We start from the raw sequence: 23,426 nt of genomic DNA, 5'->3' as shown, positions 1-23,426 counted from the left end.
CGGCGGCCTGGGCCTGCTGCATCAGGCGGCAGGCGGCGGACAGGCCGCTGGGACCGGCACCGACGATGACCACGTCGAAGTCCATGTATTCACGTTCCATGCGTCCCTCCGGGATAGACACTAGGTAGAGGAAAAGGCGATTCGCTGCGGCGTTTATCGGGGTCAGGCATGGTATCGCCTAGCGCATGGACCCTGAAAGCGCTACTTCTCGTTGCGTCGCCAGTGGTTAGCTGTATAACGGAATTGCCTTTAGCTTATGATGCTGACAAGTTTTAGCGAGGTCAAATTTTTCGGAATTTGATTTTGTTAAGCAAAACGATGCGCTTTTTTGTTCACGAAACATGCTGGTGCTAAACGCACAAGTCGTGATCATGACGACAACTTGCGACCTTTAAGCTCGCTCCAGGCGAGATAAGTGCTCAGAAAGACTTGGCCGGTCAGATTGTCGATAAAATCGCTGCGGGCAAGCTGGTCCATGACCGGGCCCTTGACCTCGGCAAGATGCAACGTGACCTGGGAATCGCGGAGACGCGCATTGATCGCTTCGAGACTTTCCAGTGCCGAGGCGTCGATCAGATTGACCGCCGAGCAGATGAGGACGACATGCTCGATTTCGGGATGCTCGGCGACCAAGCCATAGACGGTGTCTTCCAGATAACGTGCATTAGCGAAGTACAGGCTTTCATCGATGCGCAGTAAAGAAACGTGCGACTCACTCTCGACACGATGACGCTCTATGTTGCGAAAATGCTCGGTCCCCGGAACTCGGCCGACCACGGCACTATGCGGCCGGCTGGTGCGGTACAGATAAAGTGCGATGGAAAGTCCGACGCCGGCAATGATACCGACTTCGACGCCTTCGCCCAGCGTCAGCGCGATGGTCGCGAGCATGGCGGCAAAGTCGCTGCGTGAGTAGCGCCAGGTGCGACGTATCGCCTTAAGGTCGATAAGTGTAAAGGTCGAGACGATGATGATGGCCGCCAGGGTGGCTAGCGGCAGAAAGCGGATCAGTGGCGTCAGAAACAGCGTTACCAGTGCCACGCCGAGCGCGGCAAACGCACCCGCGGCGGGGGTCTGAGCGCCAGCGTCGAAATTCACCACGGTCCGCGAGAGGCTGCCGGTCACCGGCATGCCGGAGGAAAGCGCCGCCGCAATATTGCCGGCGCCGAGGCCGATCAGTTCCTGGTCGGGAGCGATACGTTGACGCCGTTTGGCGGCGAGCATCTGTGCCAGCGATACCGATTCGATGAAACCGACCACACTGATCAGCAGCGCGGGAACCAGCAGTTGCTGCCAGAGGTTGGGATCGAGTGACGGCAGGCCCAGCGGGGGAAGCTGTTCGGGAATGTGGCCGATGACGCTGACGCCCGTTTCGGCCAGATTCCATTGCCAGCTGATGGCCGTGGTGAGTATCACGGCGAAAATGGGGCCTGCCTTGACAATAAACCCGGCGAGTCTGGCTGACAGACCGCAGCGCTGCAATGCTGGACGTGCACGGCGCATCAGCATGAGAAACGCCAGGCTCCCCAGACCGATGCTGAGCGTCGGAAGGTGAATGTCGCCCAGATGTCCCAATAGATGCGTCAGTTGGGCGAGCAGGGTGAACCCCGACGAGGATAACCCGAGCAGGCCTGCTAGTTGGCTGGCGGCGATCAGGACGCCCGAGGCGCTTAACAGTCCGGAAATTACCGGGTGGCTGAGAAAATTGGCCAGTAGGCCCAAGCGGAATATGCCCATCAATACCAGCATTCCCCCGGAGAGCATCGCCAAGGTCGCGGCGGCTTCAAGGTAGGCGGGGGTGCCCTGGGCAACAATGCCCGAAAGCGCGGCGGCCGTCATCAGCGACACCAGCGCCATGGGACCGATGGCCAGGGTGCGGCTGGTGCCGAACAGTGCGTAGGCGAACAGCGGCAGTATGCTGGCGTATAGCCCGACCACGGCGGGTAAACCCGCCAGCAGAGCATAGGCAAGCGCCTGAGGGATGATCATCAGCGTGACAATGATGGCGGCGAACAGGTCCTGGGATAAAACCTGACGATTATAGGCAGGTAGCCATTCGGCAATGGGCAGATAACGTTTGAGCATCCGTTTCTCACGTCGGAATCGCCATCGAGGCAAGGATCATGCAGCAATCGATGATTCGGAATAAGGTTAGAACCTAATGGTGACTTGTTGCGATATGCAGCGCAAGCGAGAGACGACGCGCTAGCCTGGATTTACGCGGAAATTAGCAATTTTGATTTCTTTAACCTCCATTTGTCGGCCAAGCTGGAAGAGCTCCGTTCGCCAGTCACTGCAAGGACAACATAATGTTCAGTCTGGACCCACAAACCGATATGGCTGCCGAGACGCCTGACCACGATACTCCGCTACTCGGCAATGCCTATTGGATGCCGTTTACCGCCAACCGTGACTTCCGCGCGCACCCGCGCATGGTTGCCAGTGCCGAGGGGCGTTACCTACGTGACACACGCGGACGCCAGCTGTTCGACTCCCTGTCGGGGTTGTGGTGCTGCGGGGCGGGGCACAATCGCGAGGAAATCCAGCATGCCGTGTCGCGCCAGCTTGGTACCCTCGACTATGCCCCCGGCTTTCAGGTCGGCCACCCGTTGGCCTTTGAGCTGGCCGAGCGCCTGGCCGCATTGACGCCCGATCCACTCAACCATGTGTTCTTTACCAACTCCGGTTCCGAGTGCGCCGACACGGCGGTCAAGATGGCGCGCGCCTACTGGCGGCTCAAGGGGAGGTCGGAGAAGACTCGGCTGATCGGTCGCGCCAAGGGCTATCACGGGGTCAATATCGCCGGCACCAGCCTGGGAGGGATCGGCGGCAACCGTAAGCTCTACGGCCAGCTGATGGAGGCCAGCCATCTGCCGCATACTTTGCAGTCATCGCAGGCATTCACCCGCGGCCAGGCGGAGAGCGGCGCCGAGCTTGCCGATGCCCTGCTGGATCAGATCGCCCTGCATGATGCTTCGAATATTGCCGCGCTGATTGTCGAGCCGGTTTCCGGCTCCGCCGGGGTTATCGTACCGCCCAAGGGATATCTGGAAAGGCTGCGCGAGATATGCACCGCTCACGACATTCTGCTGATTTTCGATGAAGTGATCACTGGGTTCGGCCGTTGCGGTGCCTCGTTCGCCGCCGATGCCTTCGGCGTGGTGCCGGACATCATGACCGTGGCCAAGCAGATCTCCAACGGTGCGATGCCGATGGGGGCGGTGGTTGCTTCGAGTGACATCTTCGACACCTTCATGCACGCCGACGCCCCGGCGCATGCCGTCGAGTTTCCGCATGGCTACACCTACTCGGGCCATCCGGTCGCCTGCGCCGCTGCATTGGCGACGCTGGAGCTGTTCGAGCGCGAGGATTTTCCCGCCCAGGTCCGTGGCATTGCGCCCACGTTTGAAGATAAGTTGCATGCCCTGAAAGGTCGGTCGCATGTCGTGGATATTCGTAACTACGGGCTGGCCGGGGCCATACAGTTGGCATCACGCGAAGGCGACCCGCTGACGCGTCCGCGTGACGCGGCACTCGCCTTGTGGGAGGCGGGTTTCTATGTACGCTACGGTGGCGACACCCTGCAGTTCGGTCCACCGTTCGGCTCGACGGAGACGGAGCTGGAGCGGCTGTTCGATGCCGTTGCCAGTACGCTGGACATGCTGGCCTGAGCCTGAGCGTGCCGGAATGACTTAAGGGGGGGGTGCCAACGATGCCGGGCCACCCCTTGGTTACATAGCAGTCGACAGATGGTGGAGAACATCGGCCATCTCATGCCGCGGGTGGGCGAGCGGGCAACAGGTCGAGATGGCGGCGCCAGGGGGGCTTCTAAGTCGAAAGCCAGTTCGGCAATATCGCACAGGCGATGGCCGATACTGCCCAGTACCGCGCTGGCTACGATGGCGGTGAATGAAGCCGAATAGCGGGCCCATCGCCGTGCGGGCTTGCCCGGGCGGCTAGCGCTGCAAGCACCTCGTGACGGGACCTAAGGTTAATTGACCGGCTCCTGGCGCCTGAATAGAGTAAATCCTTTAATTATTACCCATGAAACGAATTTGGTCGCTACGGTCGGTGTGATCGGATCGTCCGTAGTGACATGACAGGAGTCAGCGACATGCGTGACGTAGTGGTAGTGAGTGGTGTGCGTACGGCGATCGGCACCTATGGGGGCGGCCTGAAGGATATCTCTCTGGGCGATTCAGCCGCGGCGGTGGTGCGCGAGGCGGTAAGTCGCGCAGGTATCGAGCCGGGCGATGTGGGCCACACCGTGTTCGGTAATGTCATCCATACCGAGCCGCGCGACATGTATCTGGCGCGGGTGGCCTCGATCAATGCCGGCTTGCCGGTGACCACGCCGGCATTGACCTTGAATCGCCTGTGCGGCAGCGGCCTGCAGGCCATCCTGACCGCCGCTTCCTATATCCAGTTGGAAGAACATGACTGTACCGTGGCCGGCGGTGGCGATGCCATGAGCCGCGCGCCATTCTGGTTGCCCACCAGCCGTTGGGGACAGCGGATGGGCGATGGCGTCATGCTCGACGCGATGGTCGGGGCGCTGACCGATCCGTTCGACAAGTGCCATATGGGCATTACCGCCGAAAACGTCGCGGAGAAATGGGGCATTTCACGCGAGGAACAGGACGTACTGGCGGTCGAGAGCCATCGACGGGCGTTGAACGCTGTTGAGCAGGGTCTGTTCAAGCCGCAAATCCTGCCCATCGAGGTCAAGACGCGCAAGGGCGTCGAGGTCTTCGACACCGACGAAGGCCCGCGCGCCGGCGTCGAAGTGGAGAAGCTGGCCGGTATGAAGCCGGTATTCAAGAAAGAGGGCGGCACGGTCACGGCGGGTAATGCCTCATCGCTCAACGACGGCGCGGCGGCAGTAGTGCTGATGTCGCGCGAGGCGGCTGAGGCACGCGGTTATCGGCCCATGGCGCGACTGGTGGGCGGCACGGTGGCGGCCGTGGAGCCCAAATACATGGGCATCGGGCCAGTCCCGGCGATCAATCGCCTGCTGGAGAAAACCGGCGTGTCCAAGCATGACGTGGATGTGTGGGAGATCAACGAAGCCTTTGCCGCTCAGGCGCTGGCGGTGGTCAAGGATCTCGAACTCGATCCCCAGCGCGTCAACCCCAACGGCAGCGGTATCTCACTGGGCCACCCGATCGGCGCCACCGGGGCCATTCTGACCGTCAAGGCCCTGCATGAACTGGAGCGTACTGGCGGACGTTACGCCGTGGTTTCCATGTGCATCGGCGGCGGGCAGGGTATTGCAGCGCTTTACGAACGTTATTGACCCGTTCCGTGTTGACAACGGCGGCTCGCGAGCCGCCGTTGATGACTGAACGAAGATTTCAGGCGGATTGCAGGGTAGCTGAGTGCCGGATAACGCCAAAGCAGCGACAATACCGAACGCCACTGTGTCAGATCGCAAGCACCCCCCGGCGGGCCTGATGATCGCCACCGGCATTCTGGTGATCATAGTAACGCTGGTCTTTGCGCGGCTGGCCTATGGTCTCATTCTGCCTCCCATGCGTGAAGGACTGGGACTCACCTACCCGCAGGTGGGTAACCTGGGTACCGTCACGGCATTGGCTTATTTATGTCTAGTGATGGTCGCCGGCAGTGTCGCGGCTCGCCACGGCGGCAAGTTCGCGGTGCTGCTCGGGGTCATCTTCGCCACGGCGGGTTTTGTGGGGCTGAGCCTGGCATCGGATTATCTCGCTTTGATCGTCCTGATGGCCTTGCTGGGGTTCGGCACCGCCTTTGCCTATACGCCATTGGTGTCGCTGTTGGCTACCTGGTTTCCGGAGCGACGTGGTGCGGTAATCGGCCTGCTCACTTCCGGTGTGGGAATCGGCATGCTGATGGCCGGTTTTCTGGTGCCTTACCTGACCGAGAGCTTCGGCGCCCAGGGCTGGCGTATCGCCTGGAGAGTGTTCGCCGTTGCCGGAGTACTGGCCGTGGTCGCGGTGCTGGCCTTTCTGCGCGATCCACCGCTGCCGAGTACCCACGACACGCGGCCGGTCGAGCGTGCCGCGGTATTCCGCAACCGCCGCGTCATCGTGGTGGGCCTGGCCTATGGAGTCATCGGGACTACCTACATCGTGCAGACACTGTTCATGTACAGCTATGCCCTGGCTAGCGGCGTGCTGCCACTGACTGCCGGGCGGCTGGCGTCCATCATGGGGGTGTTATCCATCGTCGCCGCGCCCACCTGGGGCTGGCTGTCTGACCGGTTGGGGCGTGGTAATGCCATGCTCATGGCCATGACGGCGGTGCTGGTCGCGACCGCCGTGCCGGTGATTTGGCCATTGACTCCAGGGTTCGCCGTGCATTACATGATTCTGGGCTGCGCGACGTCAGGCCTGTTCACGTCAGTGCTGGCCGCCTCCACCGAGCAGGTACAACCCCGAGAAGCACCTCTGGCGGTGAGTTATGTCACCGTATTCTTTGCCGTCGGGCAGTTCGTGGGGCCGGCGGTGTCCGGCATGCTGATCGAATGGACCGGGGGCTTTCAGGTCGTGTTCGTGATCAGTTGCGCCGTGCTGGCGGTCGGTATCTATCTCAGCTGGTTGATTCGCGGCTTTTCAGGCCCACTTGCGACCGCAGACGTGTCGGAAAATCCCCGGTCCTAGCACACGCCTTCCCATTTACCACTTATGTCTAGTCGGCATCGGCTTCTTCGATATTGTAAATAACGAGCGCTCGCTCTATTTTCGAAGGGGGACGTAAGGAGAAACACCATGCATGGCATATTTAACCTGGACGGGAAAACGGCTCTGATCACCGGGGCTTCCGGCGGGCTCGGCGCCCATTTCGCGCAGACGTTGAGTGCGGCGGGTGCCCGTGTACTGCTGGCGGGACGTCGTGTCGAGCCGCTGGAAGCGTTGGCCGAAAAGCTCCGAGCAAAGGGCGGCGAGGCGCATCCGCTGCCGATGGATGTCACCCAGGCAGACAGTATCCGCGAGGGGCTCGATGATGCCCAGATGCGCTACGGAGTCGTCGACATCGCGATATGCAACGCTGGCGTGGCGGTCAACAAGATGTCACTGGACACTTCCGAGCAGGAGTGGGATCACGTGCTCGACATCAACCTCAAGGGATGCTGGCGGGTCGCCAACCAGGTCGCCAAGCGTCTGATCGATGCGCAGCGATCCGGCAGTATCGTCAACGTCAGCTCGATCCTCGGCCACCGGGTGGCGGGAGCGATCGCCTCCTACGCGGCTTCCAAGGCGGGGCTCGAGCAGTTGACCCGCAGCCTGGCGCTCGAGTGGGCGCGCTACGGGATTCGCGTCAACGCCCTGGCGCCGGGTTATATCGAGACCGACCTCAATCGCGAATTCTTCGCCACCGACAAGGGTCAGAGCATGCTCAAGCGCATTCCCCAGCGGCGTCTCGGGCAGTGCGAGGATCTCGACGGCGCCCTGTTGCTGCTGGCCTCGGACGCTTCACGCTACATGACCGGCAGCTCCATCGTCGTCGACGGCGGTCATCTCCAATCCTCTCTGTAAGGGCTTCGCATGGATTTCACGCTCTCTTCTGAAATCGACGACTATCGCCAGCGCATCAGGACCTTCGTCGACCGCGAACTGCTGCCGTTGGAGCGTCTCCCGGAGGCCTTCGACGTTCACGAGAATCTCGATGAGTCGCGGCTGGCATCGCTGCGCGTAAAGGCCAGGCGGGAAGGCTTATGGGCACTGCAGATGCCCAAGGCGCGCGGTGGGCAGGGGTTGTCCATCGTCGGTATGGCGGCCTGCTACGAGGAGATGAACCGCTCGATCTTCGGACCGGTGGTATTCAATTCGGCGGCCCCTGACGACGGCAACATGATCGTGCTCAACAAGGTGGCCAGCGAGGCGCAGAAGGACCGTTGGCTGCAACCTATCGTCGAGGGGCGGGTCCGCTCCGCCTTTGCCATGACCGAGCCGCCTCCCGGTTGCGGCTCGGATCCCACCATGATGCAGACACGTGCACGGCGCGAGGGAAATGACTGGATCGTCTCGGGACACAAGCATTTCATTACCGGAGCGGGTGTCGCCGAACATTTCATCCTGATCGCGCGAACTTCGGAGGACGCCCGCAAAGGGCTGACGGCATTCATGTTCCATCGCGACGATCCGGGCTGGGAGATCGTGCGGCGCATTCCGATCATGGGGCCGGAGGAGCACGGCGGACATTGCGAGCTGCGTTTCGACGGCTTGAGAATTCCCGACGAGAACCGGCTGATGGAGATCGGCGATGGACTGAAGCTGACCCAGATACGTCTGGGCACGGCACGCCTGACGCACTGCATGCGCTGGCTGGGGCTGGCCAAGCGTTCCATGCAGATCGCTGTCGATTATGTCGCCGAGCGCGAGTCCTTTGGCCAGCGGCTGGCCGAGCGCGAGGGCGTGCAGTGGCTGCTCGGCGAGGCGGCAATGGAGATCCAGGTCGGCCGTCTACTGACCATGCACGCTGCCTGGAAGCTCGATCAGGGCGATTTCGCTCGCAAGGAAGTTTCCATGGCCAAGGTCGCAGTGTCTGAAACATTGCACAAGGCCGTGGATACCGCTATCCAGTTATGCGGTGCGCGCGGCTATTCCAAGGATACACCGCTGGAATGGATCTACCGCTACGCGCGTCAGGCCCGACTGGTCGACGGCGCCTCCGAGATCCATAAGATGGTCTTCTCGCGCAACCTGCTCAAGGAGCGCCAGGACTTCTGGGCCTGGGGGTGAGGCACGGACAGGCAGGAAAACTGCAACGTCTCAACGTCGAACAGGGAAATGTCTGAACAGGGGAAAAATGGCCATGACCCGTTCTAACCACAAGACCGAGGGCAGGAACATGCAGGAGCCCGACGACACGACGCTATCCAAATGCGACGCCAACTATTCGGCGCTTTCTCCGGTGGCGTTTCTCAAGCGCTCCGCGCATGTCTTCCCGCACAAGGCGGCGGTCATCGACGGTGATATAACCCTGACTTATCAGGACTTCTATCGACGCTGCCGGCAGGTGGCCTCCGCTCTTGCCGCGCAAGGCATCGGGCCGGGCGATACGGTATCGGTGATGGCGCACAACGGCCGCGAGCTGCTGGAAAGCCATTATTCGATCCCGATGCTCGGGGCCGTGCTCAATGCCGTCAATACCCGACTCGATGCCGCAACGGTCGGCTTCATCCTCGAGCATGGCGAGTCGAAGGCGCTGCTTTACGATACCGATTTCGAAGCCTTGGTAGAGCAGGCCATTTCGGGTCTCGATTCACCGCCGCGGCTGATTGCCATCGAGCGCGACGGGGGTGCGACCCGGGACGCGACCAGGCTCGATTACGAAGCGCTGCTCGAGGCGGGCGATCCGGACTTCGCCTGGCTGCCGGTCGAAGACGAATGGGCTTCGCTGTCGCTCAACTACACCTCAGGCACGACCGGCAATCCCAAGGGCGTGGTCTACCACCATCGCGGCGCCTACCTCGCGGCGATGAGCAATGCCATGGCTTTCGACATGACGGCGCAGAGCGTCTATCTCTGGACACTGCCCATGTTTCATTGCAACGGCTGGGGGTTCCCCTGGGCGGTGACCGCCATCGGGGGCACGCACGTCTGTCTGCGCGGTGTCGACTGCGAGGAGATTCATCGGCGTATCGAGGCCCACCGGGTCACGCACATGTGCGGAGCCCCCATCGTCATGAACATGTTGCTCAATGACCTGAGCCACATGGGCAAAACGATTTCCTCCCCGGTACGCTTTGCCCTTGGCGGTGCCGCGCCGCCGGATACGGTGATTGCCAAGGCCCGTCAGATCGGCTTCGAAATCACGCACCTTTACGGTCTGACGGAGACCTACGGCCCCTCGGCGCTCTGCGTCGGCCAGGAAGAGTGGGCGCAGCTCCCCGTTGCCGAGCTGGCCAAGAAGATGGCCCGACAGGGCGTGGCCAATTTCGCTATCGACGACATGCAGGTGTTGCGCGTGGAGGACGACCGCCCGGTACCCTGGGATGGCGTCACGCTCGGTGAAATCGTCATCCGCGGCAATACAGTGATGAAGGGCTATTTCAAGAACCTTCGCAAGACCGAGGAAGCCTTCCGCGGTGGCTGGTTCCACACCGGTGATCTGGCGGTGATTCACCCGGACGGCTATGTCGAGATCAAGGATCGCTCCAAGGACATCATCATCTCCGGCGGAGAGAATATCTCGAGCCTGGAGATCGAGGAGGTGCTTTACGCCCATCCGCGGGTCATGGAGGCGGCCGTGGTCGCCTGCCCCGACGAGAAGTGGGGGGAGGTGCCCTGCGCCTTCATTCATGTCTCGCCGGACGACGAGGATGTCAGCGAACAGGAGATCATCGAGTTCTGTCGCAGCCGCATGGCACGCTTCAAGGTGCCCAAGAAAGTCGTGATCGGCGAACTGCCCAAGACCGCCACCGGCAAGATTCGCAAGAACATCCTGCGCGAACGTATTCAGTAACGCGTATCACAACCCTGACCCACCTCCATAACAATTCACAACAACGGAGTCACACCATGCTCAACAAGCTTGCCGCGCCTTTCACGTATCTCTTCCAGCGCTGGATGCCGGATGCCTTCATTTTCGCCTGTCTGCTGTCGCTGCTGGCGTTCGTCCTTGCCTTCACCGTAACCGACTACTCGCTGGCCGATACGGTGGATTCCTGGGGCAACGGATTCTGGGGGCTGCTGACCTTCTCGGCCCAGATTGCCATGACCTTGATCACCGGCCATGTCCTGGCGCACACGCCTCCCATGAAAAGACTGCTGGAGAGGCTCTCCGCCATGGTCACGACGCCATCCTCGGCCTATTTGATGGTCGGGTTGATGTCAGGCATCGCGTCGCTGTTCTCCTGGGGCGTGGGGCTGATCGTCGGGGCGATCATCGCTCGGGAGACGGCGATCCAGTGCCAGCGCAAGGGCATCGTCATTCACTATCCGCTGTTGGTGGCGACCGCCTATTCGGGATTCGTGATCTGGCATATGGGGCTGTCGAGTTCCGTGGCCCTATTGATCGCCACGCCGGGTCACTTTCTGGAGTCGAGCATCGGGGTGATTCCTGCCTCGGAGACGATCTTCGCGTATTGGAACGTCATCATGGCGCTGGCGGTGTTGCTGACCATGCCGGTGGTCATGATGGCGCTGCGTCCGCGTGACGAGGAGTGTGTGCCGCTGGCCATGGAAGAGGTCGCCGCCTCGCATGAGGAGACGTCGCCCGTCATCGACACCCCGGCCAAGCGGCTGGAGCATGCCCGTATCATCAATCTCCTGGTCGGGGCGATCAGCCTGGCGTTCCTGCTCAAGTACTTTGTGTTCGACGGTGGCGGACTGAACCTCAATACCGTCAATTTCGTCTTCTTTACCTTGGGTATCCTGCTGTCGCGCTCGCCCATTCACTTCGTGGAACTGGTTGCCAATGCCGGCAGGACGCTGGGTCCGGTGTTCCTGCAATACCCTTTCTACGCCGGTATCATGGCGATGATGGCGGATTCGGGGCTGGCCGCGATGATCGCTCGCTGGTTCGTGGGCATCTCCACGGCGGATACGTTGCCGTTCTGGAGCATGATCAGCGGGGGGCTGATGAACATGTTCGTACCCTCCGGAGGCGGACAGTGGGCGGTTCAGGGACCGATCATGGCGCAGGCTGCCGCCGAGCTGGGTGCCGACATGCCGCGTGTCGCCATGGGCGTGGCGATTGGCGATCAATGGACCAACATGATCCAGCCGTTCTGGACCATTCCCGCCCTGGCGATCGCCGGTCTCCACGTCCGTTCCATCATGGGATATACCGTCATCGCACTCTTCTGGAGCGGTATCATCTTTTCGCTGGGGCTGTTGTTCCTATAACGGCCATTTCCGGTTGCGGCTCGCCGGGTACAAATCCGTAGCCAACCAGTCGTAGAAGAGTGGCGCAACCCGGAAAGTCTACATTCATGAATGTGGTGTCGTGTCATTATGCGATCCGCAACCGGTGGTATCATGTTTGCCCGAGGTCTGGGGGGATATTCACCATGCCATCGAGCGGGATCGTTACGCTGGTGTTCCGGTATTGAGCAGGAAAAGTGCTGCCTTTAATGACTTGGCCGTCTGGTGCGGCATGTCTGGCCATGCCTGTATTACGAACCTGGTTGGATGCCGGAATCCATACCGAAGGTCTTTTCTATGTCTGTTTTCTGGTGTCCTGCATGCAGTCGGATTATGAAGCGTTCAAAGATGAAATCAGTCTGTCGAAATCGGAAATCTGTAGTGAGCTGTTTCATCAGAATTCCGATCTGATTCGTATCAAGAAGGAGAAGGTGGCGGTCAAGAATCTGATCCGAATCATCGATTCGACGTTGCGTCTGGCCAATTCCAAAGGCTTCCAGGCCATGACGCTGCGCGATTTGTGCAACGACTCCGGGCTGAGCATGGGCGGGCTTTACTCTTATATTAAGAACAAGGATGACCTGATCCAACTGATTCAGAATCACGGCTTCATTCTGACCCGACGCACCCTGCTCAAGTATACCCAGCATGTCTCGCCGCCCCGCGAGAAGCTGTTTATTGCCATCCGCACTCACCTCTATCTGAGCGAGCTGATGCGGGCCTGGTTCTATTTCTCCTATATGGAGGCCAAATCCCTGCCTCAGGAAGAGAAGCAGAAGGCGATCGCCGTCGAGCTTGAGATCGAGAACATTTTCGAGGCGATACTGCGCGAAGGTATCGAGACGGGCGTCTTTCAATCCGTCGATACTCGACTCATCGCTTCCTTCATCAAAGCGCTGCTGCAGGACTGGTATATCAAACGGCGCAAGTACCATGATCAGCAATTGGACGTCACTCAGTACGCCCAGGCAGTACGCGAGTTGATCGAAAGCCGGATACTCGCAACAGCTACCTGAGCGATGACTCCCTATGGCTACGGTGAACGGGGCCTGCTCCTCAGCAGAAGGCTCAGTCCGTGAAAAGCCTCGCGGAAGCAGCCCACCTCGACGCTATAGAGTGGCGAGAAAGCCCTCGATCGCCGCATTGACCCGTTCGGGGTGGGTCAGGTTGGCGGCATGCGGCGCGCCATCGATCAATTCCAGCCGAGCTTGGGGTAGGGCCTCGGCCATGGCCTGAGCTCGTGGAGTGGGGATGGCCTGGTCCGCCGTGCCATGGATGACCAGTGCCGGGACATTGATTTCGCCCAGTCTTGGCTGGATGTCGTCGCGTTCGTCCAGAGTAGTGAAACAGGCGACAATGTCATGTGCCGCTTTCTGTTGCCAGCGTGCTTTCCACGTCTCGGCGCCGGACCAATTCCTACCGATAATGATATCGGCGATCATATCGGCGCTTTCCTCCGACAGCCCCTGAGTGGACCACTGTTCCATCAGGGCACGATGCCTTGGCAGGGTTTCGGGGGCTTCCGGCAGCGCCTGGGAGTCGATCAGTACCAGCGCGCGTACCCGTTGGGGATGGGTCAGTGCGCAACGCAGCGAGAGATAGCCGCCTTGGGACATTCCCACCAGAATGGCCTTTTCGATATCGAGGTGGTCAAGCAGTGCGGCCAGGTCGTTGGCCGAGTCGTAATAAGTAAAGGGCTCGAGGCTTGCCCCGGCGGTATTGCCGTGGCCACGTTCATCCCAGCTGATACAGCGGTAGCGCGTGGATAAGGCGTTTATCTGCGGCTCGAACATGCGATGGTCCATCAGCAGACCATGCGAGAAGATGATGGCGGGTAGATGACCACCAGTATCTTGGTAATAGAGATGCTGTCCGTTAACGTCAGCGTAAGGCATGGCGGCGTCCTGGTCATTGTGAGTTGTTATCGTCCGGTGTCTTCTGCTATGAGAAACCAAGTTTCATTCTCTGCTTGTACATTAGCGAAGGCTCAGGCGGTGTCAACTGACTTGGCTTACGCTTTAGTCGTGCTAGCGAAACGCTACACGCGCAAGGTGATCAGGCGGCCCTGCAGTTGGTCCAGCGCCTTGGCGATCCGCAACACTTCCTCGGAAGGAATCTGGCGAATCAGATCGCCGCTTTCACGGTCCACGAGGCGCGTGATGACCCGACCGTCGAAGTCATCGAGTTGAAACTCGACGCCGTAGGCACGCATCTTGGTATTGAGAGATTCGATTTCTACGCTGAGCTGCCCCCGGGTCGATGAGGCCGTTTCAGAAATGGGCGTGGCATCGGGGTCATGGAGGGTGGTGGATGCAGGTAAATGCGCCAGCAACGTCTCCAGACGTTGCTGGGCGGTTAGCGTGCCGCCCGTTGGGGTGATTTGAGACAGGGTGATGTCGGTGGGTGAGGTCGCCATGTGATGTTCCTTGTGAGCACGCCATTGAGGTTGTTGTTAGTGCTTATGCTTCGTGCCGTTTACGATGCCTCAGTACGGCATCGGTAGCATCGAGCGAACATTCCGACTCATGGGGAGCGTAAAGTTGGTCGCACCCAGAATCATGTTGTCCGATGCTCTTATGATCCTGGCGTTGACATAGGCATATGAATCTCCCTGGGCATAGGTGCCGATCAGGATCGCCTGGGCATCGTGCGAGGCGGAAAGACGGTGTACATCTCGCGAGAGCATGAGTTCGCCGGTGTCTTCCTGAATGAACAGACTATCGCGCATTTTGACTTCGATCACCGAGACGCCGGAGCGGACCAGTGAGGATGCGAACATCTCGGACAGGGTTCTGCCCAGGGTGGACGATTGTTGAAGATTGTCGATATTGACAAAAGTTGCGGCGATCACTGTCTTGTCGGGCTGCAGCGAGCTGGCATGCGTGACGAGGTCCGTCGCCGCTTCGTCGACCAGCTTCAGAATATCGATTTCGCTGTCATTGCGTAGGGGGGCGTGATTCGTCGTCGAGCAGCCGGTCGCTACTGCCAGACATAAAGACAGGGCCACGCCAACGAAGGGTTTCCAGAATCGAGTCATGTTCATGGCCTGCTTACCAGCGGTTGGTGACGGGAATATGTGTCGCGCCGGACTCGTAATGATCATCATCACCGGCATTGATGTAATAGATGTTCGAGGAGGAGTACAGGATTCGGTTGTTGTCGGTGACCTGGGTGGTGATGATCACTTCCTCGTTGCTGAGCGCCGCCCAGTTGCCGCTGAACGCATCGATCAATCCTGCGGCCGGAATTAGCGCCAAGGCCGGTTCACGCCATTGGTTGATCGGCAGGGTGGCGACTGCCACCCCCGTGGTCAGCGCCGTCCAGGTGCCGCGTGGCTGACGGATGAAGTCGCGGTCCCGATGTTTGACGACCTGCACGGTATAACCGATCTGGGCGGCATTGATGGGGTCGGTGCGAACGGCGGCGCCACCCGATACCAGTTGGCTGATCAGCAGTTCATCGAAGCCTCGGGCGAAAGGCGTGGCTTGCCGGTTTGCCGAGATGAAAAGAGATCTGTCTCGCAGGCTGGGGTTTGACAATATCTGTTGCGCCTCATGCTGGGCCAGCACGTCCCAATGGTGGGCAGCCTGCATTTTCTGCTGTTCCGTAATAGGGTAGGTCGTCACCATGGGGGCTTGCGAAGTGTTGACGTAAAAGCAGCCACTCAATAGCGCTGCGCTGCCTATGGCAACGATCCATGTCCTGACCGGCATGATGGTTATCCTGTCTCGATAGGTAGAGTTGTCTCTTGAAAGTATCGGCGTGACAGGGAAAAGCTTGAGGGAGATTGAGAAGCCACGGGAAACATGGTGGTGGCATCGATCTTGCTGCGAGCACCTTCCGGCAGGTTGTCATTACTCTATTGTGTGCTGAGAGTCTGTAAGTCGAAAAGACGCCGGCTTCAGACATTGGCTTTTTCGACCACGGGCCGCATGACGCCATCAGGGGCCATGGGTGTTGATCTGTATCAACGCTGGCGGTGGCGAACTTGACCGGTATCAAGCCACGCCGACAGGGGCTCCCCATAATGGAAGACAGAGCAAAAAGGCAACCCGATGCGAGGTTGTCTGGGCAGTGACCTGTCTGATTCAGCAAGGGGAGAAAAAAATGAAATACCGTGCCTGGGCATTTGTTGCTGCCATGGGAGTCGCCGCATCCGTGGCTACCTCGCCGGCCATTGCGGATCGCATTGCCGATGAACCGATCAAGCCCGTAGAGCCTGTCAGTGTCGAGAACCCGCTCAAGGTAGAGCTGGGTAAGAAACTATTCTTCGACCCAAGGCTGTCACGTTCAGGGGCCATTTCCTGTAACTCCTGCCACAACCTCAGCATGGGCGGTAGCGATAACCTGCCGACCTCCATCGGCGATCATTGGCAGGAAGGGCCGATCAACTCGCCCACGGTGCTCAATTCCAGCCTGAGCATGGCGCAATTCTGGGATGGCCGGGCCAAGAGCCTGCAGGAGCAGGCCGCCGGACCCATCGCCAACCCCAAGGAAATGGCTTTTACGCACAGCCTGGCCATCGACGTACTGAGCTCCATTCCCGAATACCGTCAGATGTTCCGCGATGTCTACGGCACCGGCGAGATCAGCATGGATGAGGTGACCGATGCCATCGCCGAGTTCGAGAATACGCTGGTCACTCCCCACTCGCGCTTCGATCAGTGGCTGAAGGGGGACGACAGCGCCTTGAGCGACGTCGAGTTGGCCGGCTACGAGCTGTTCAAGGAGATCGGCTGTGCCGGCTGTCACCATGGGCCGGCCGTGGGCGGCACTTCCTTCCAGCGCATGGGGATGTTCGAGGAGTATCTGACCAATAACCCGTCGCAGGGGCGTTTCGAGGTCACCGGTCAGGATGCCGACCGGATGACATTCAAGGTACCCACCCTGCGCAACGTGGAACTGACCTACCCGTACTTCCATGACGGTGCCTACTGGAAACTGGAAGAAGCGGTGAATGTCATGGCCACTCTACAGGTGGGACGTCAGCTCGAGCAGGAGAATATCGAAAAGATCGCTGCGTTCCTGCGGACTCTGACGGGAGATCAACCGGACTTTGCCATGCCGCAGCTACCTCCCTCCAGTGTGGAAACGCCGCGGCCGATTCCCTTCGCGGAATAAGTAAGACGGATGACAAGAGCCCCGCCCGTCATCGACGGGCGGGGCTCTTGTTTGCGTAGCGCTTTCGTGGCTTCTGTTTTCGTGGCTTTCGGATCGCCTCAGGCCGCGGCGATGGTTTGACGCTGATGGACACGTCGACCGTTCGCCCAGGTGGCATATACGCTGCGCTCGTCGCCCAGGATCATCAAGGCGAACAGACGCTCCGCCAGCGTCGTGGTGCGTGCCATGCGCCGTGACAACAGCGGTGTAGCGTCCAAGTCGAGTACCACGATATCGGCTTCCGCCCCCTCGCGTAGACTGCCGATGTGCTGGTCAAGGTGCAGCGTCCGGGCATTGCCCAGGGTCAGGCGGTAAAAGCCTTGCCAAGCCGTCAGGGGCTGGCTGAGTAGGGCGCCGACCTGGTATGCCCCCTGCAGGGTGCCGAAGCCGGAAAGGTCGGTGCCGCCACCCACATCGCTGGCCAGGGACGTGTTGAGGCCGGCTTCTTGACAGGCCATGCGATCGAACAGGCCACTGCCCAGGAACAGGTTAGAGGTGGGACAGAAGGCGATGCTGGCACCGGCCTGGGCCAGACGCTGACGCATTTCCTGGGTCAGGTGAATTCCGTGGGCGAAGGTGCTGCGCGGGCCCACCAGACCGTAATGCTCGTAGACGTCGAGATAATCCCGGCGCTCCGGATACAGCTCGGCGACCCAGTCGATTTCGCCGAGGTTTTCGGAAAGGTGTGTCTGCAGATGCAGGTTAGGGGCATTGCGCAGAATCGCTCCCGTCGCCTCGAGCTGAGCCGGAGTGGAGGTCGGGGCAAAGCGTGGTGTCAAGCTATAACCCAGGCGGTCCTTACCGTGCCAGTCGGCGATCATGCGCTCGGTGTCGCGTGCGCCGCCTGCGGCGGTATCGACCAGCGCCTCGGGTGCGTTGCGGTCCATCAATACCTTGCCGGCGAGCATGCGCAACCCGCGACGCCGGGAAGCGGCAAAGAAGGTATCCACCGAGATCGGATGCGAGGTGCAGAATACCTGGGCGGTCGTCGTGCCGGCCCGCAGCAATTCGTCCAGAAAGGCCTCGGCGATATTCTCGGCATGGGCGCGTTCGGCAAACCGGCACTCTTCGGGAAAGGTATATTCATTGAGCCAGTCGAGCAGTTGGCGACCATAGGAGGCCATGATCTCCAACTGCACATAATGTACGTGACTGTCGATGAAACCTGGCATCATCAGCTTGCCGGTATAATCCACCACTTCTATGCCCTGCGGCAGGCGTGGCGCCAGAACCGCGTAGTCTTCCACGGCGTGGATGCGGCCATTAACCATCCAGATGGCGCCATCCTCAAGGTAAAGTACACTGCCATCCGCCGGTGTATCGCCTTCACCGGGATCATTGAGAAACGTCAGCAACGGGCCACGCAATACGCGAGTATCAGCCGTCATAAAGGGAGTCTCCTGAAATAGGGCGCGAGAGCGCTCGCTTAATTCTGTTGAGGTGTCTCGAAGACGTCACGCAATGCCCGAGCGGATAAACCGCGCTGGTCGGCTCCGCCGGGTGCCGATTGAAGCGTGAGCAGTTCGGCCGTCACGGCCAGGGCAATTTCGTAGGGGCGCTTGCCTTGCGCGCCGGGAATCCCGATGGGGCAGCGTACCTTTTCCAGGGCCGTCGCAGCGTGGCCCGTTTCATGCAATCGACGCCGGAAGCTGGCCCACTTGCTGTGCGAGCCGATCAGCCCGATGGAAGCACTATCCCCACGCCTGAGCAACGCCTCGACCAGCGCGCGGTCCTGAGCATGATCATGGGTCATGATCAGCGCATGCGCCCCGCCAGGCATGTCCGCTACCGCCTGGCGGGGGACAGTCAGGGTATGGCAGGAGAGCCGGGCTTGCTCTTTAGCCCAAGCCGGAAACGCATCCGCTCGACTGTCGAACCACCATACCCGCCAGGGTAATGGCGCCAATAGACCGACCAGCGCCTGTCCCACATGACCGGCGCCGAACAGGGCGACAGTCATCTCTGCTCCGGCAAAGAGTTCGAGCAGTACATGCACGTAACCGCCACAGCATTGGCCCGAGCGTCCCCCGAGCGGGAAGGCCTCGAGCTGCGGCGTCATTGCCGGTTTGCCGTCTGCCAGCGCTGTCAGCGAGGCGCGTGCGCTGGCAATCACCTGATGCTCGAAGGTGCCGCCGCCTAAGGTGTCGAATACCTGTGTTGCGGTAATCACCATCTTGGCGCCGGGTTCGCGCGGGGTCGAGCCCGCCGCCCCGACCACGCTGGCCAGAGCGTGTGGTTCCCCGTCTCGCTGTAGGCGAGCAAGGGCGTCATACCAGGCCATGCGAGGTTTCCTGGGAGCGCTTGCCTTGCCTTTGCGCATTGCGCAGAGCCTCGGCGGCCATCAATATGCGTTCCGGCGTCGCCGGCGTGTCGAGACGCGGGCAGTATCGATAATCGACCAGGCTGGAAAGCGCGTCACGTAGCGCCGACCACACCGAAATGCCCAGCATGAACGGTGGCTCGCCTACCGCCTTGGAGCGATAGAGACTGGCCTGAGAGTTGGGATGGCCCTGGAGCAGCTCGACATTGAATTCCGGCGGAAGGTCACCGAAGGCCGGGATCTTGTAAGTCGCCGGGCCGTCCGAGATCAACCGTCCTTCGGCGTTCCACTTGAGCTCTTCGCTGGTCAGCCAGCCCATGCCCTGAATGAAGCCGCCTTCGACCTGGCCCATGTCGATGGCAGGATTCAGCGAGTCGCCCACGTCATGGAGGAGATCGGCGCGGGTCAGGCGATACTCGCCGGAAAGTGTGTCGACAACGACTTCGGCCACCGCCGCGCCATAGGCGAAGTAGTAGAAGGGCCGGCCCTTGCCGATATCGCGGTCGTAATGGATCAGCGGCGTGGAGTAGAAGCCCGTCGCGGACAGCGGGATGCGCCCCAGATAGGCGGCCTGAACCAGCTCGCCCCAGGCGATACGGCGCTCGCCCTCGCCACTGCCGGTAACCAGCTCACCGTTTTCCAGGCGCATGCCTTCGCGGTCGAGCTGATAGTGCTCGGCAGCGAAGTCGAACAGGCGCTTACGGACCTGGCTGGCGGCGTCGCGTGCAGCCATGCCGTTCAAATCGGCACCACTGGATGCCGCGGTCGGCGAAGTGTTGGGCACCTTATCGGTACGTGTTGCGGTAATGCGCACGTTGTCCAGCTCGAGCCCTAGCTCGCGCGCCACCACCTGGCATATTTTGGTATGCAGGCCCTGGCCCATTTCGGTGCCACCGTGATTGATCATCACGCTACCGTCGGTATACACGTGCAACAGCGCGCCAGCCTGATTGAGATGCTTGGCAGTGAAGGAGATACCGAACTTCACCGGCGTCAGCGCCAGACCCTTCTTGAGCACCGGACTTTTGGCGTTATAGGCGGTGATCGCAGCGCGCCGTGTCCAGTAGTCGCTGCTCTTTTCGAGCCGCTCGATCATCTCGACCATCAATGCCATCTGATCGATCTGCTGGCCATAGTGGGTGACGTCGCGTCCCGGGCGGTAGAGGTTGCGCTTGCGTACCGTCAGCGGATCCTCGCCGACGTGGCGGGCAATGTCGTCCATGGCCTGCTCGATGATCATCATGCCCTGTGGCCCGCCGAAGCCGCGAAAGGCGGTATTGGAAGCGGTATGCGTGCGGGCGCGATAGCCGGTGACCCGGGCACTGCCCAGCGAATAGGCGTTATCGGCATGGAACATGGCGCGGTCCACCACCGCTTCGGAGAGGTCCGGTGAATGACCGCAGTCGCCAATCAACGTGATGTCACCGCCGAGCAGTATGCCTTGATCGTCGAAACCCAGCCGATAGCGGTTATGGAAAGGATGACGCTTGCCGGTGGCGCGCATGTCCTCTGAACGCGGCAAGCGCAGGCGCGCTGCGCGGCCGGTGCGTCGGGCAAAAAGGGCGGCGATACACGCCCAGGGGGCCGCCTGGGTTTCCTTGCCACCGAAGCCGCCGCCCATGCGTCGGACTTCCACGGTGACCGAGTGGAAGGGGACGTCGAGCACCTCGGCGATCAGTTTCTGCACTTCGCTGGGATGCTGGCTAGAGGTATGCACGACCACACCTTCGTCTTCGCTGGGCAGTGCCAGACAGGCTTGCCCTTCCAGATAGAAGTGCTCCTGACCGCCGACGAATTGCTGGCTTTCCAGCACGTGGGGCGACGTCTCGAGCGCCTGCTGCCAGTCGCCGCTTTGCTGCACATGGGTGGGGCGTACGAACTCCTCGGCCTCGGCAGCCGCGATCGGATCCAACTGGGCAGGCAGGGGATCGAACTCAATGATCGCCTGCTGGACCGCCAGTCTCGCCGCCTTGTGGCTGACTGCAGCCACGGCGAACAGCGGCTGGCCGACGTGGCGGATCTCGTCGGCGACGAACAGCGGATCGCCGGGGAATACCGGCCCGACATCGGTATGACCGGGAATATCCGCCACGGTGATCACATCCACCACTCCGTCGGCGCACTTGACCTTTTCCAGGTCCAGACGCGTCAGTCGCCCATGGGCTACCGTACTCAGACCCACCGCGATATGCAGTGCGTCGGCCGGGGCGCTGAGATCGTCGAGATAGGCGGCGCGGCCGGTGACATGCTTGATCGCACTCTCATGCGCCTGGCCGTGTCGATGGGGATGAACCACATCACGGGCCAATGGGCCATCGGCCTGAATCTGTCCCTGCAGTTCGCGGCGGGCCTCAATGGACTCGGGGGCGATGTCGGACGTCTTGGACGAGAAGTTCTTAGTCAGCGTACGCATCGAGGCTGACCTCCATGGCGTTGTGATGAGCGGAATCTAGCGTCAGTCGCAGGCGTTCAAGCAGGTTGGCAGCGGCGATCAGGCGATACTCGCTGGAGCCGCGTACATCGCTGAGTGGCTGGAATTCGCCACGCAAGACGGCTTTGGCCGCCTCGAAAACCTTGGCCGAGGGCTCTTGGCCTTCCAATGCCGCTTCGGTTTGTAAAGCGCGGCGGGGAATCGCGGCCATGCCACCGAACGCCAGGCGAACGTCGCGCAGTACGTTACCCTCGACACGCCAGCTAAAGGCGCCGAGCAAGGTGGAGATGTCGTCCTCGCGGCGTTTGGAGAGTTTCCAGACGGCCAACTGCTGCTCTTGTATCGGCCGGGGCAGGAAAATGGCACGGATGAATTCGCCTTCGGCAAGCGCGGTCCGTTTATAGTCGAGGAAAAACTCCTCGAGAGCCAGTTCGCGAGAGCCGTCGGGGCCATCCAGCGCCAGCCTGGCGCCCAGTGTCAGCAGCACCGGCGGTGTATCGCCGATGGGCGAGGCGTTGGCGACGTTTCCGCCCAGCGTGCCGCGGTTGCGGACCTGCGCCGACCCAAGCCGGTGCAATAAACGCGCGAACGCGGGGTAATGCACCGCGAGCAGCGGCTCGAGACGGGAGTAAGTCACGGCGGCGCCGATCCACCAACCTTCGGCGGTCTCTTCGAGCGTGTTCAGTTCGGCCACCTGGCGGACATCGATCAGCTCGGATAGCGGCTTCAGCTGTTGCGTTGCCTCCAACCACAGGTCGGTGGCACCGGCGACCAGGCGCGCCTCGGGGCGTTCACGCTTGAGTTCAAGCAACTGGACGAGAGTCCGCGGTGCGACAAAGTGACTGCCGCCTGAGGCGCTGTGGTTGGACGTTTGTTGCCGCAGGGTGGCCACGTTTATGGCCAGGCCCGAATCGTCGGCCCAGGAGGGGCGAGTATCGGTGGTTTCACCCATGCGCAGGGCGGCATCGCGGATCGGACGGTAGCCGGTGCAACGGCACAGGTTGCCGCCGAGTGCGGCCTCCAGGCGCTGCTGGCTGAGCGGGGCAGGCGCATGCCGCTGCTCTTCATGCAGGGTGAACAATGACATGACGATGCCTGGTGTACAGAAGCCGCACTGGCTGGCATGGCATTCGACCATGGCGGATTGCGCGGGGTGCAGAGCCTCGTCACGTGACAGGCCTTCCACCGTCACCAGATGGCAGCCGTTGAGTTGATGCGCGGGCATGATACAGGCGTTGGCGCTGTGATAGTGCAGCCGGCCTGCGTCGTCAGGCTCGCCAACGGCCACGGTGCAGGCACCGCAATCGCCCGAGGCGCAGCCTTCCTTGGTACCGGTGCGCCCCAATGTGGTGCGCAAAAGCTCCAATGTGCTCATGTCTGGTGCGATATCGGCACATTGTTGGCGCTGGCCATTAAGGTAGAAGTCGATCATCACGGTTCCGCCAGTGGTAAAGAATATTGTTCGGTTCGGTCATTATGCGTCAGGACGCCATGGGGCATGCCGAGAGGCGTGGCTCGACCCTGAATGAACTGCAAGGCTGGCTCAGCCGAGAAGTTGCGGACTTTCTATGGATTACATCGTCCACGCCAGACCTGAGTTATCCTTTTCTGACCAAATGGTCAAGCGCTGAAAAGCGTGAGTGAAATCCGACTGGATGGCAAGTTT

General features: G+C 60.8%; 19 protein-coding genes. 9 read left to right on the top strand and 10 right to left on the bottom strand.

Annotated features, from left to right (window positions below):
* Both ACW4DH_RS08565 and ACW4DH_RS08560 read right to left on the bottom strand, forming a co-directional pair.
* Window positions 1-100, bottom strand: a 100-nt coding sequence (locus tag ACW4DH_RS08565; RefSeq protein WP_459635969.1) for a hypothetical protein, incomplete at its 3' end; no start/stop codon positions are given.
* A gap of 269 nt (window positions 101-369) precedes the next feature.
* Complete coding sequence (locus tag ACW4DH_RS08560) at window positions 370-2,085, bottom strand: SulP family inorganic anion transporter (RefSeq protein ID WP_459635951.1); 1,716 nt, start codon at window positions 2,083-2,085, stop codon at window positions 370-372.
* A 224-nt stretch (window positions 2,086-2,309) separates the two neighbouring features.
* On the opposite strand from ACW4DH_RS08560, the gene aptA reads away from it, so the two are divergent.
* From aptA to ACW4DH_RS08520, 8 genes are all read left to right on the top strand, one after another.
* Window positions 2,310-3,671: an omega-aminotransferase AptA gene (gene aptA / locus ACW4DH_RS08555; protein WP_459635950.1), complete on the top strand. Its 1,362-nt coding sequence runs from the start codon at window positions 2,310-2,312 to the stop codon at window positions 3,669-3,671.
* Between the two features lie 443 nt (window positions 3,672-4,114).
* A complete protein-coding gene (locus ACW4DH_RS08550; RefSeq protein ID WP_459635949.1) occupies window positions 4,115-5,296 on the top strand; it encodes an acetyl-CoA C-acyltransferase family protein in 1,182 nt (393 codons plus the stop codon).
* A gap of 124 nt (window positions 5,297-5,420) precedes the next feature.
* Window positions 5,421-6,638: an MFS transporter gene (locus tag ACW4DH_RS08545; RefSeq protein WP_459635948.1), complete on the top strand. Its 1,218-nt coding sequence runs from the start codon at window positions 5,421-5,423 to the stop codon at window positions 6,636-6,638.
* Window positions 6,639-6,746: 108 nt separating this feature from the next.
* On the top strand, window positions 6,747-7,514 hold the full coding sequence (locus ACW4DH_RS08540; protein ID WP_459635947.1) for an SDR family NAD(P)-dependent oxidoreductase: 768 nt from the start codon (window positions 6,747-6,749) through the stop codon (window positions 7,512-7,514).
* A gap of 9 nt (window positions 7,515-7,523) precedes the next feature.
* Complete coding sequence (locus ACW4DH_RS08535) at window positions 7,524-8,720, top strand: acyl-CoA dehydrogenase family protein (RefSeq protein ID WP_459635946.1); 1,197 nt, start codon at window positions 7,524-7,526, stop codon at window positions 8,718-8,720.
* 73 nt (window positions 8,721-8,793) lie between these two features.
* Window positions 8,794-10,446, top strand: coding sequence for an AMP-binding protein (locus tag ACW4DH_RS08530; RefSeq protein ID WP_459635945.1), 1,653 nt, complete (start codon window positions 8,794-8,796; stop codon window positions 10,444-10,446).
* A 56-nt stretch (window positions 10,447-10,502) separates the two neighbouring features.
* Window positions 10,503-11,831, top strand: a complete 1,329-nt coding sequence (locus tag ACW4DH_RS08525; protein ID WP_459635944.1) for a short-chain fatty acid transporter — start codon at window positions 10,503-10,505, stop codon at window positions 11,829-11,831.
* A gap of 260 nt (window positions 11,832-12,091) precedes the next feature.
* Window positions 12,092-12,865 (top strand): TetR/AcrR family transcriptional regulator, encoded by a 774-nt coding sequence (locus tag ACW4DH_RS08520; protein WP_459635943.1) that lies wholly within the window; start codon window positions 12,092-12,094, stop codon window positions 12,863-12,865.
* Between the two features lie 93 nt (window positions 12,866-12,958).
* On the opposite strand, the gene ACW4DH_RS08515 is transcribed toward ACW4DH_RS08520, so the two are convergent.
* The 4 genes from ACW4DH_RS08515 to ACW4DH_RS08500 form a co-directional block, all read right to left on the bottom strand.
* Window positions 12,959-13,744, bottom strand: coding sequence for an alpha/beta fold hydrolase (locus ACW4DH_RS08515; RefSeq protein ID WP_459635942.1), 786 nt, complete (start codon window positions 13,742-13,744; stop codon window positions 12,959-12,961).
* Window positions 13,745-13,887: 143 nt separating this feature from the next.
* Complete coding sequence (locus tag ACW4DH_RS08510; RefSeq protein WP_459635941.1) at window positions 13,888-14,265, bottom strand: flagellar protein FlaG; 378 nt, start codon at window positions 14,263-14,265, stop codon at window positions 13,888-13,890.
* Window positions 14,266-14,334: 69 nt separating this feature from the next.
* Window positions 14,335-14,886: a FlgO family outer membrane protein gene (locus ACW4DH_RS08505; RefSeq protein ID WP_459635940.1), complete on the bottom strand. Its 552-nt coding sequence runs from the start codon at window positions 14,884-14,886 to the stop codon at window positions 14,335-14,337.
* Window positions 14,887-14,899: 13 nt separating this feature from the next.
* A complete protein-coding gene (locus ACW4DH_RS08500; protein WP_459635939.1) occupies window positions 14,900-15,562 on the bottom strand; it encodes a hypothetical protein in 663 nt (220 codons plus the stop codon).
* A 394-nt stretch (window positions 15,563-15,956) separates the two neighbouring features.
* Here ACW4DH_RS08500 and ACW4DH_RS08495 point away from each other — a divergent pair, with 394 nt between their 5' ends.
* A complete protein-coding gene (locus ACW4DH_RS08495; RefSeq protein WP_459635938.1) occupies window positions 15,957-16,970 on the top strand; it encodes a cytochrome-c peroxidase in 1,014 nt (337 codons plus the stop codon).
* Window positions 16,971-17,068: 98 nt separating this feature from the next.
* Here ACW4DH_RS08495 and guaD read toward each other — a convergent pair whose 3' ends face one another.
* Genes guaD through xdhA form a run of 4 tightly spaced genes read right to left on the bottom strand, consistent with a single transcriptional unit; the run spans window position 17,069 to window position 23,192 of the window.
* Complete coding sequence (guaD, locus tag ACW4DH_RS08490) at window positions 17,069-18,397, bottom strand: guanine deaminase (RefSeq protein WP_459635937.1); 1,329 nt, start codon at window positions 18,395-18,397, stop codon at window positions 17,069-17,071.
* A 38-nt stretch (window positions 18,398-18,435) separates the two neighbouring features.
* Window positions 18,436-19,290 carry a xanthine dehydrogenase accessory protein XdhC gene (gene xdhC / locus ACW4DH_RS08485; RefSeq protein WP_459635936.1) on the bottom strand — a complete coding sequence of 285 codons (855 nt, stop codon included), beginning with the start codon at window positions 19,288-19,290 and terminating at the stop codon, window positions 18,436-18,438.
* Complete coding sequence (xdhB, locus tag ACW4DH_RS08480; protein WP_459635935.1) at window positions 19,277-21,742, bottom strand: xanthine dehydrogenase molybdopterin binding subunit; 2,466 nt, start codon at window positions 21,740-21,742, stop codon at window positions 19,277-19,279. The genes xdhC and xdhB overlap by 14 nt, the downstream gene beginning before the upstream one ends.
* Window positions 21,726-23,192: a xanthine dehydrogenase small subunit gene (gene xdhA, locus ACW4DH_RS08475; protein WP_459635934.1), complete on the bottom strand. Its 1,467-nt coding sequence runs from the start codon at window positions 23,190-23,192 to the stop codon at window positions 21,726-21,728. Before xdhA ends, xdhB begins: the two co-directional genes overlap by 17 nt.
* Window positions 23,193-23,426: the final 234 nt, after the last annotated feature.

This window comes from Halomonas sp. WWR20 (assembly GCF_054602495.1).
Note: the sequence above shows the minus strand (reverse complement) of the source record. Positions and strands in the feature narration are given on the sequence as shown.

Excerpts from the sequence above, each read along its gene's own strand:
- ACW4DH_RS08560 (WP_459635951.1), bottom strand. The coding sequence starts at position 2,085 with ATGCTCAAACGTTATCTGCCCATTGCCGAATGGCTACCTGCCTATAAT.
- aptA (WP_459635950.1), top strand. The coding sequence starts at position 2,310 with ATGTTCAGTCTGGACCCACAAACCGATATGGCTGCCGAGACGCCTGAC.
- ACW4DH_RS08550 (WP_459635949.1), top strand. The coding sequence starts at position 4,115 with ATGCGTGACGTAGTGGTAGTGAGTGGTGTGCGTACGGCGATCGGCACC.
- ACW4DH_RS08540 (WP_459635947.1), top strand. The coding sequence starts at position 6,747 with ATGCATGGCATATTTAACCTGGACGGGAAAACGGCTCTGATCACCGGG.
- ACW4DH_RS08535 (WP_459635946.1), top strand. The coding sequence starts at position 7,524 with ATGGATTTCACGCTCTCTTCTGAAATCGACGACTATCGCCAGCGCATC.
- ACW4DH_RS08530 (WP_459635945.1), top strand. The coding sequence starts at position 8,794 with ATGACCCGTTCTAACCACAAGACCGAGGGCAGGAACATGCAGGAGCCC.
- ACW4DH_RS08525 (WP_459635944.1), top strand. The coding sequence starts at position 10,503 with ATGCTCAACAAGCTTGCCGCGCCTTTCACGTATCTCTTCCAGCGCTGG.
- ACW4DH_RS08520 (WP_459635943.1), top strand. The coding sequence starts at position 12,092 with ATGCCTGTATTACGAACCTGGTTGGATGCCGGAATCCATACCGAAGGT.
- ACW4DH_RS08515 (WP_459635942.1), bottom strand. The coding sequence starts at position 13,744 with ATGCCTTACGCTGACGTTAACGGACAGCATCTCTATTACCAAGATACT.
- ACW4DH_RS08510 (WP_459635941.1), bottom strand. The coding sequence starts at position 14,265 with ATGGCGACCTCACCCACCGACATCACCCTGTCTCAAATCACCCCAACG.
- ACW4DH_RS08505 (WP_459635940.1), bottom strand. The coding sequence starts at position 14,886 with ATGACTCGATTCTGGAAACCCTTCGTTGGCGTGGCCCTGTCTTTATGT.
- ACW4DH_RS08500 (WP_459635939.1), bottom strand. The coding sequence starts at position 15,562 with ATGCCGGTCAGGACATGGATCGTTGCCATAGGCAGCGCAGCGCTATTG.
- ACW4DH_RS08495 (WP_459635938.1), top strand. The coding sequence starts at position 15,957 with ATGAAATACCGTGCCTGGGCATTTGTTGCTGCCATGGGAGTCGCCGCA.
- guaD (WP_459635937.1), bottom strand. The coding sequence starts at position 18,397 with ATGACGGCTGATACTCGCGTATTGCGTGGCCCGTTGCTGACGTTTCTC.
- xdhC (WP_459635936.1), bottom strand. The coding sequence starts at position 19,290 with ATGGCCTGGTATGACGCCCTTGCTCGCCTACAGCGAGACGGGGAACCA.
- xdhB (WP_459635935.1), bottom strand. The coding sequence starts at position 21,742 with ATGCGTACGCTGACTAAGAACTTCTCGTCCAAGACGTCCGACATCGCC.
- xdhA (WP_459635934.1), bottom strand. The coding sequence starts at position 23,192 with ATGATCGACTTCTACCTTAATGGCCAGCGCCAACAATGTGCCGATATC.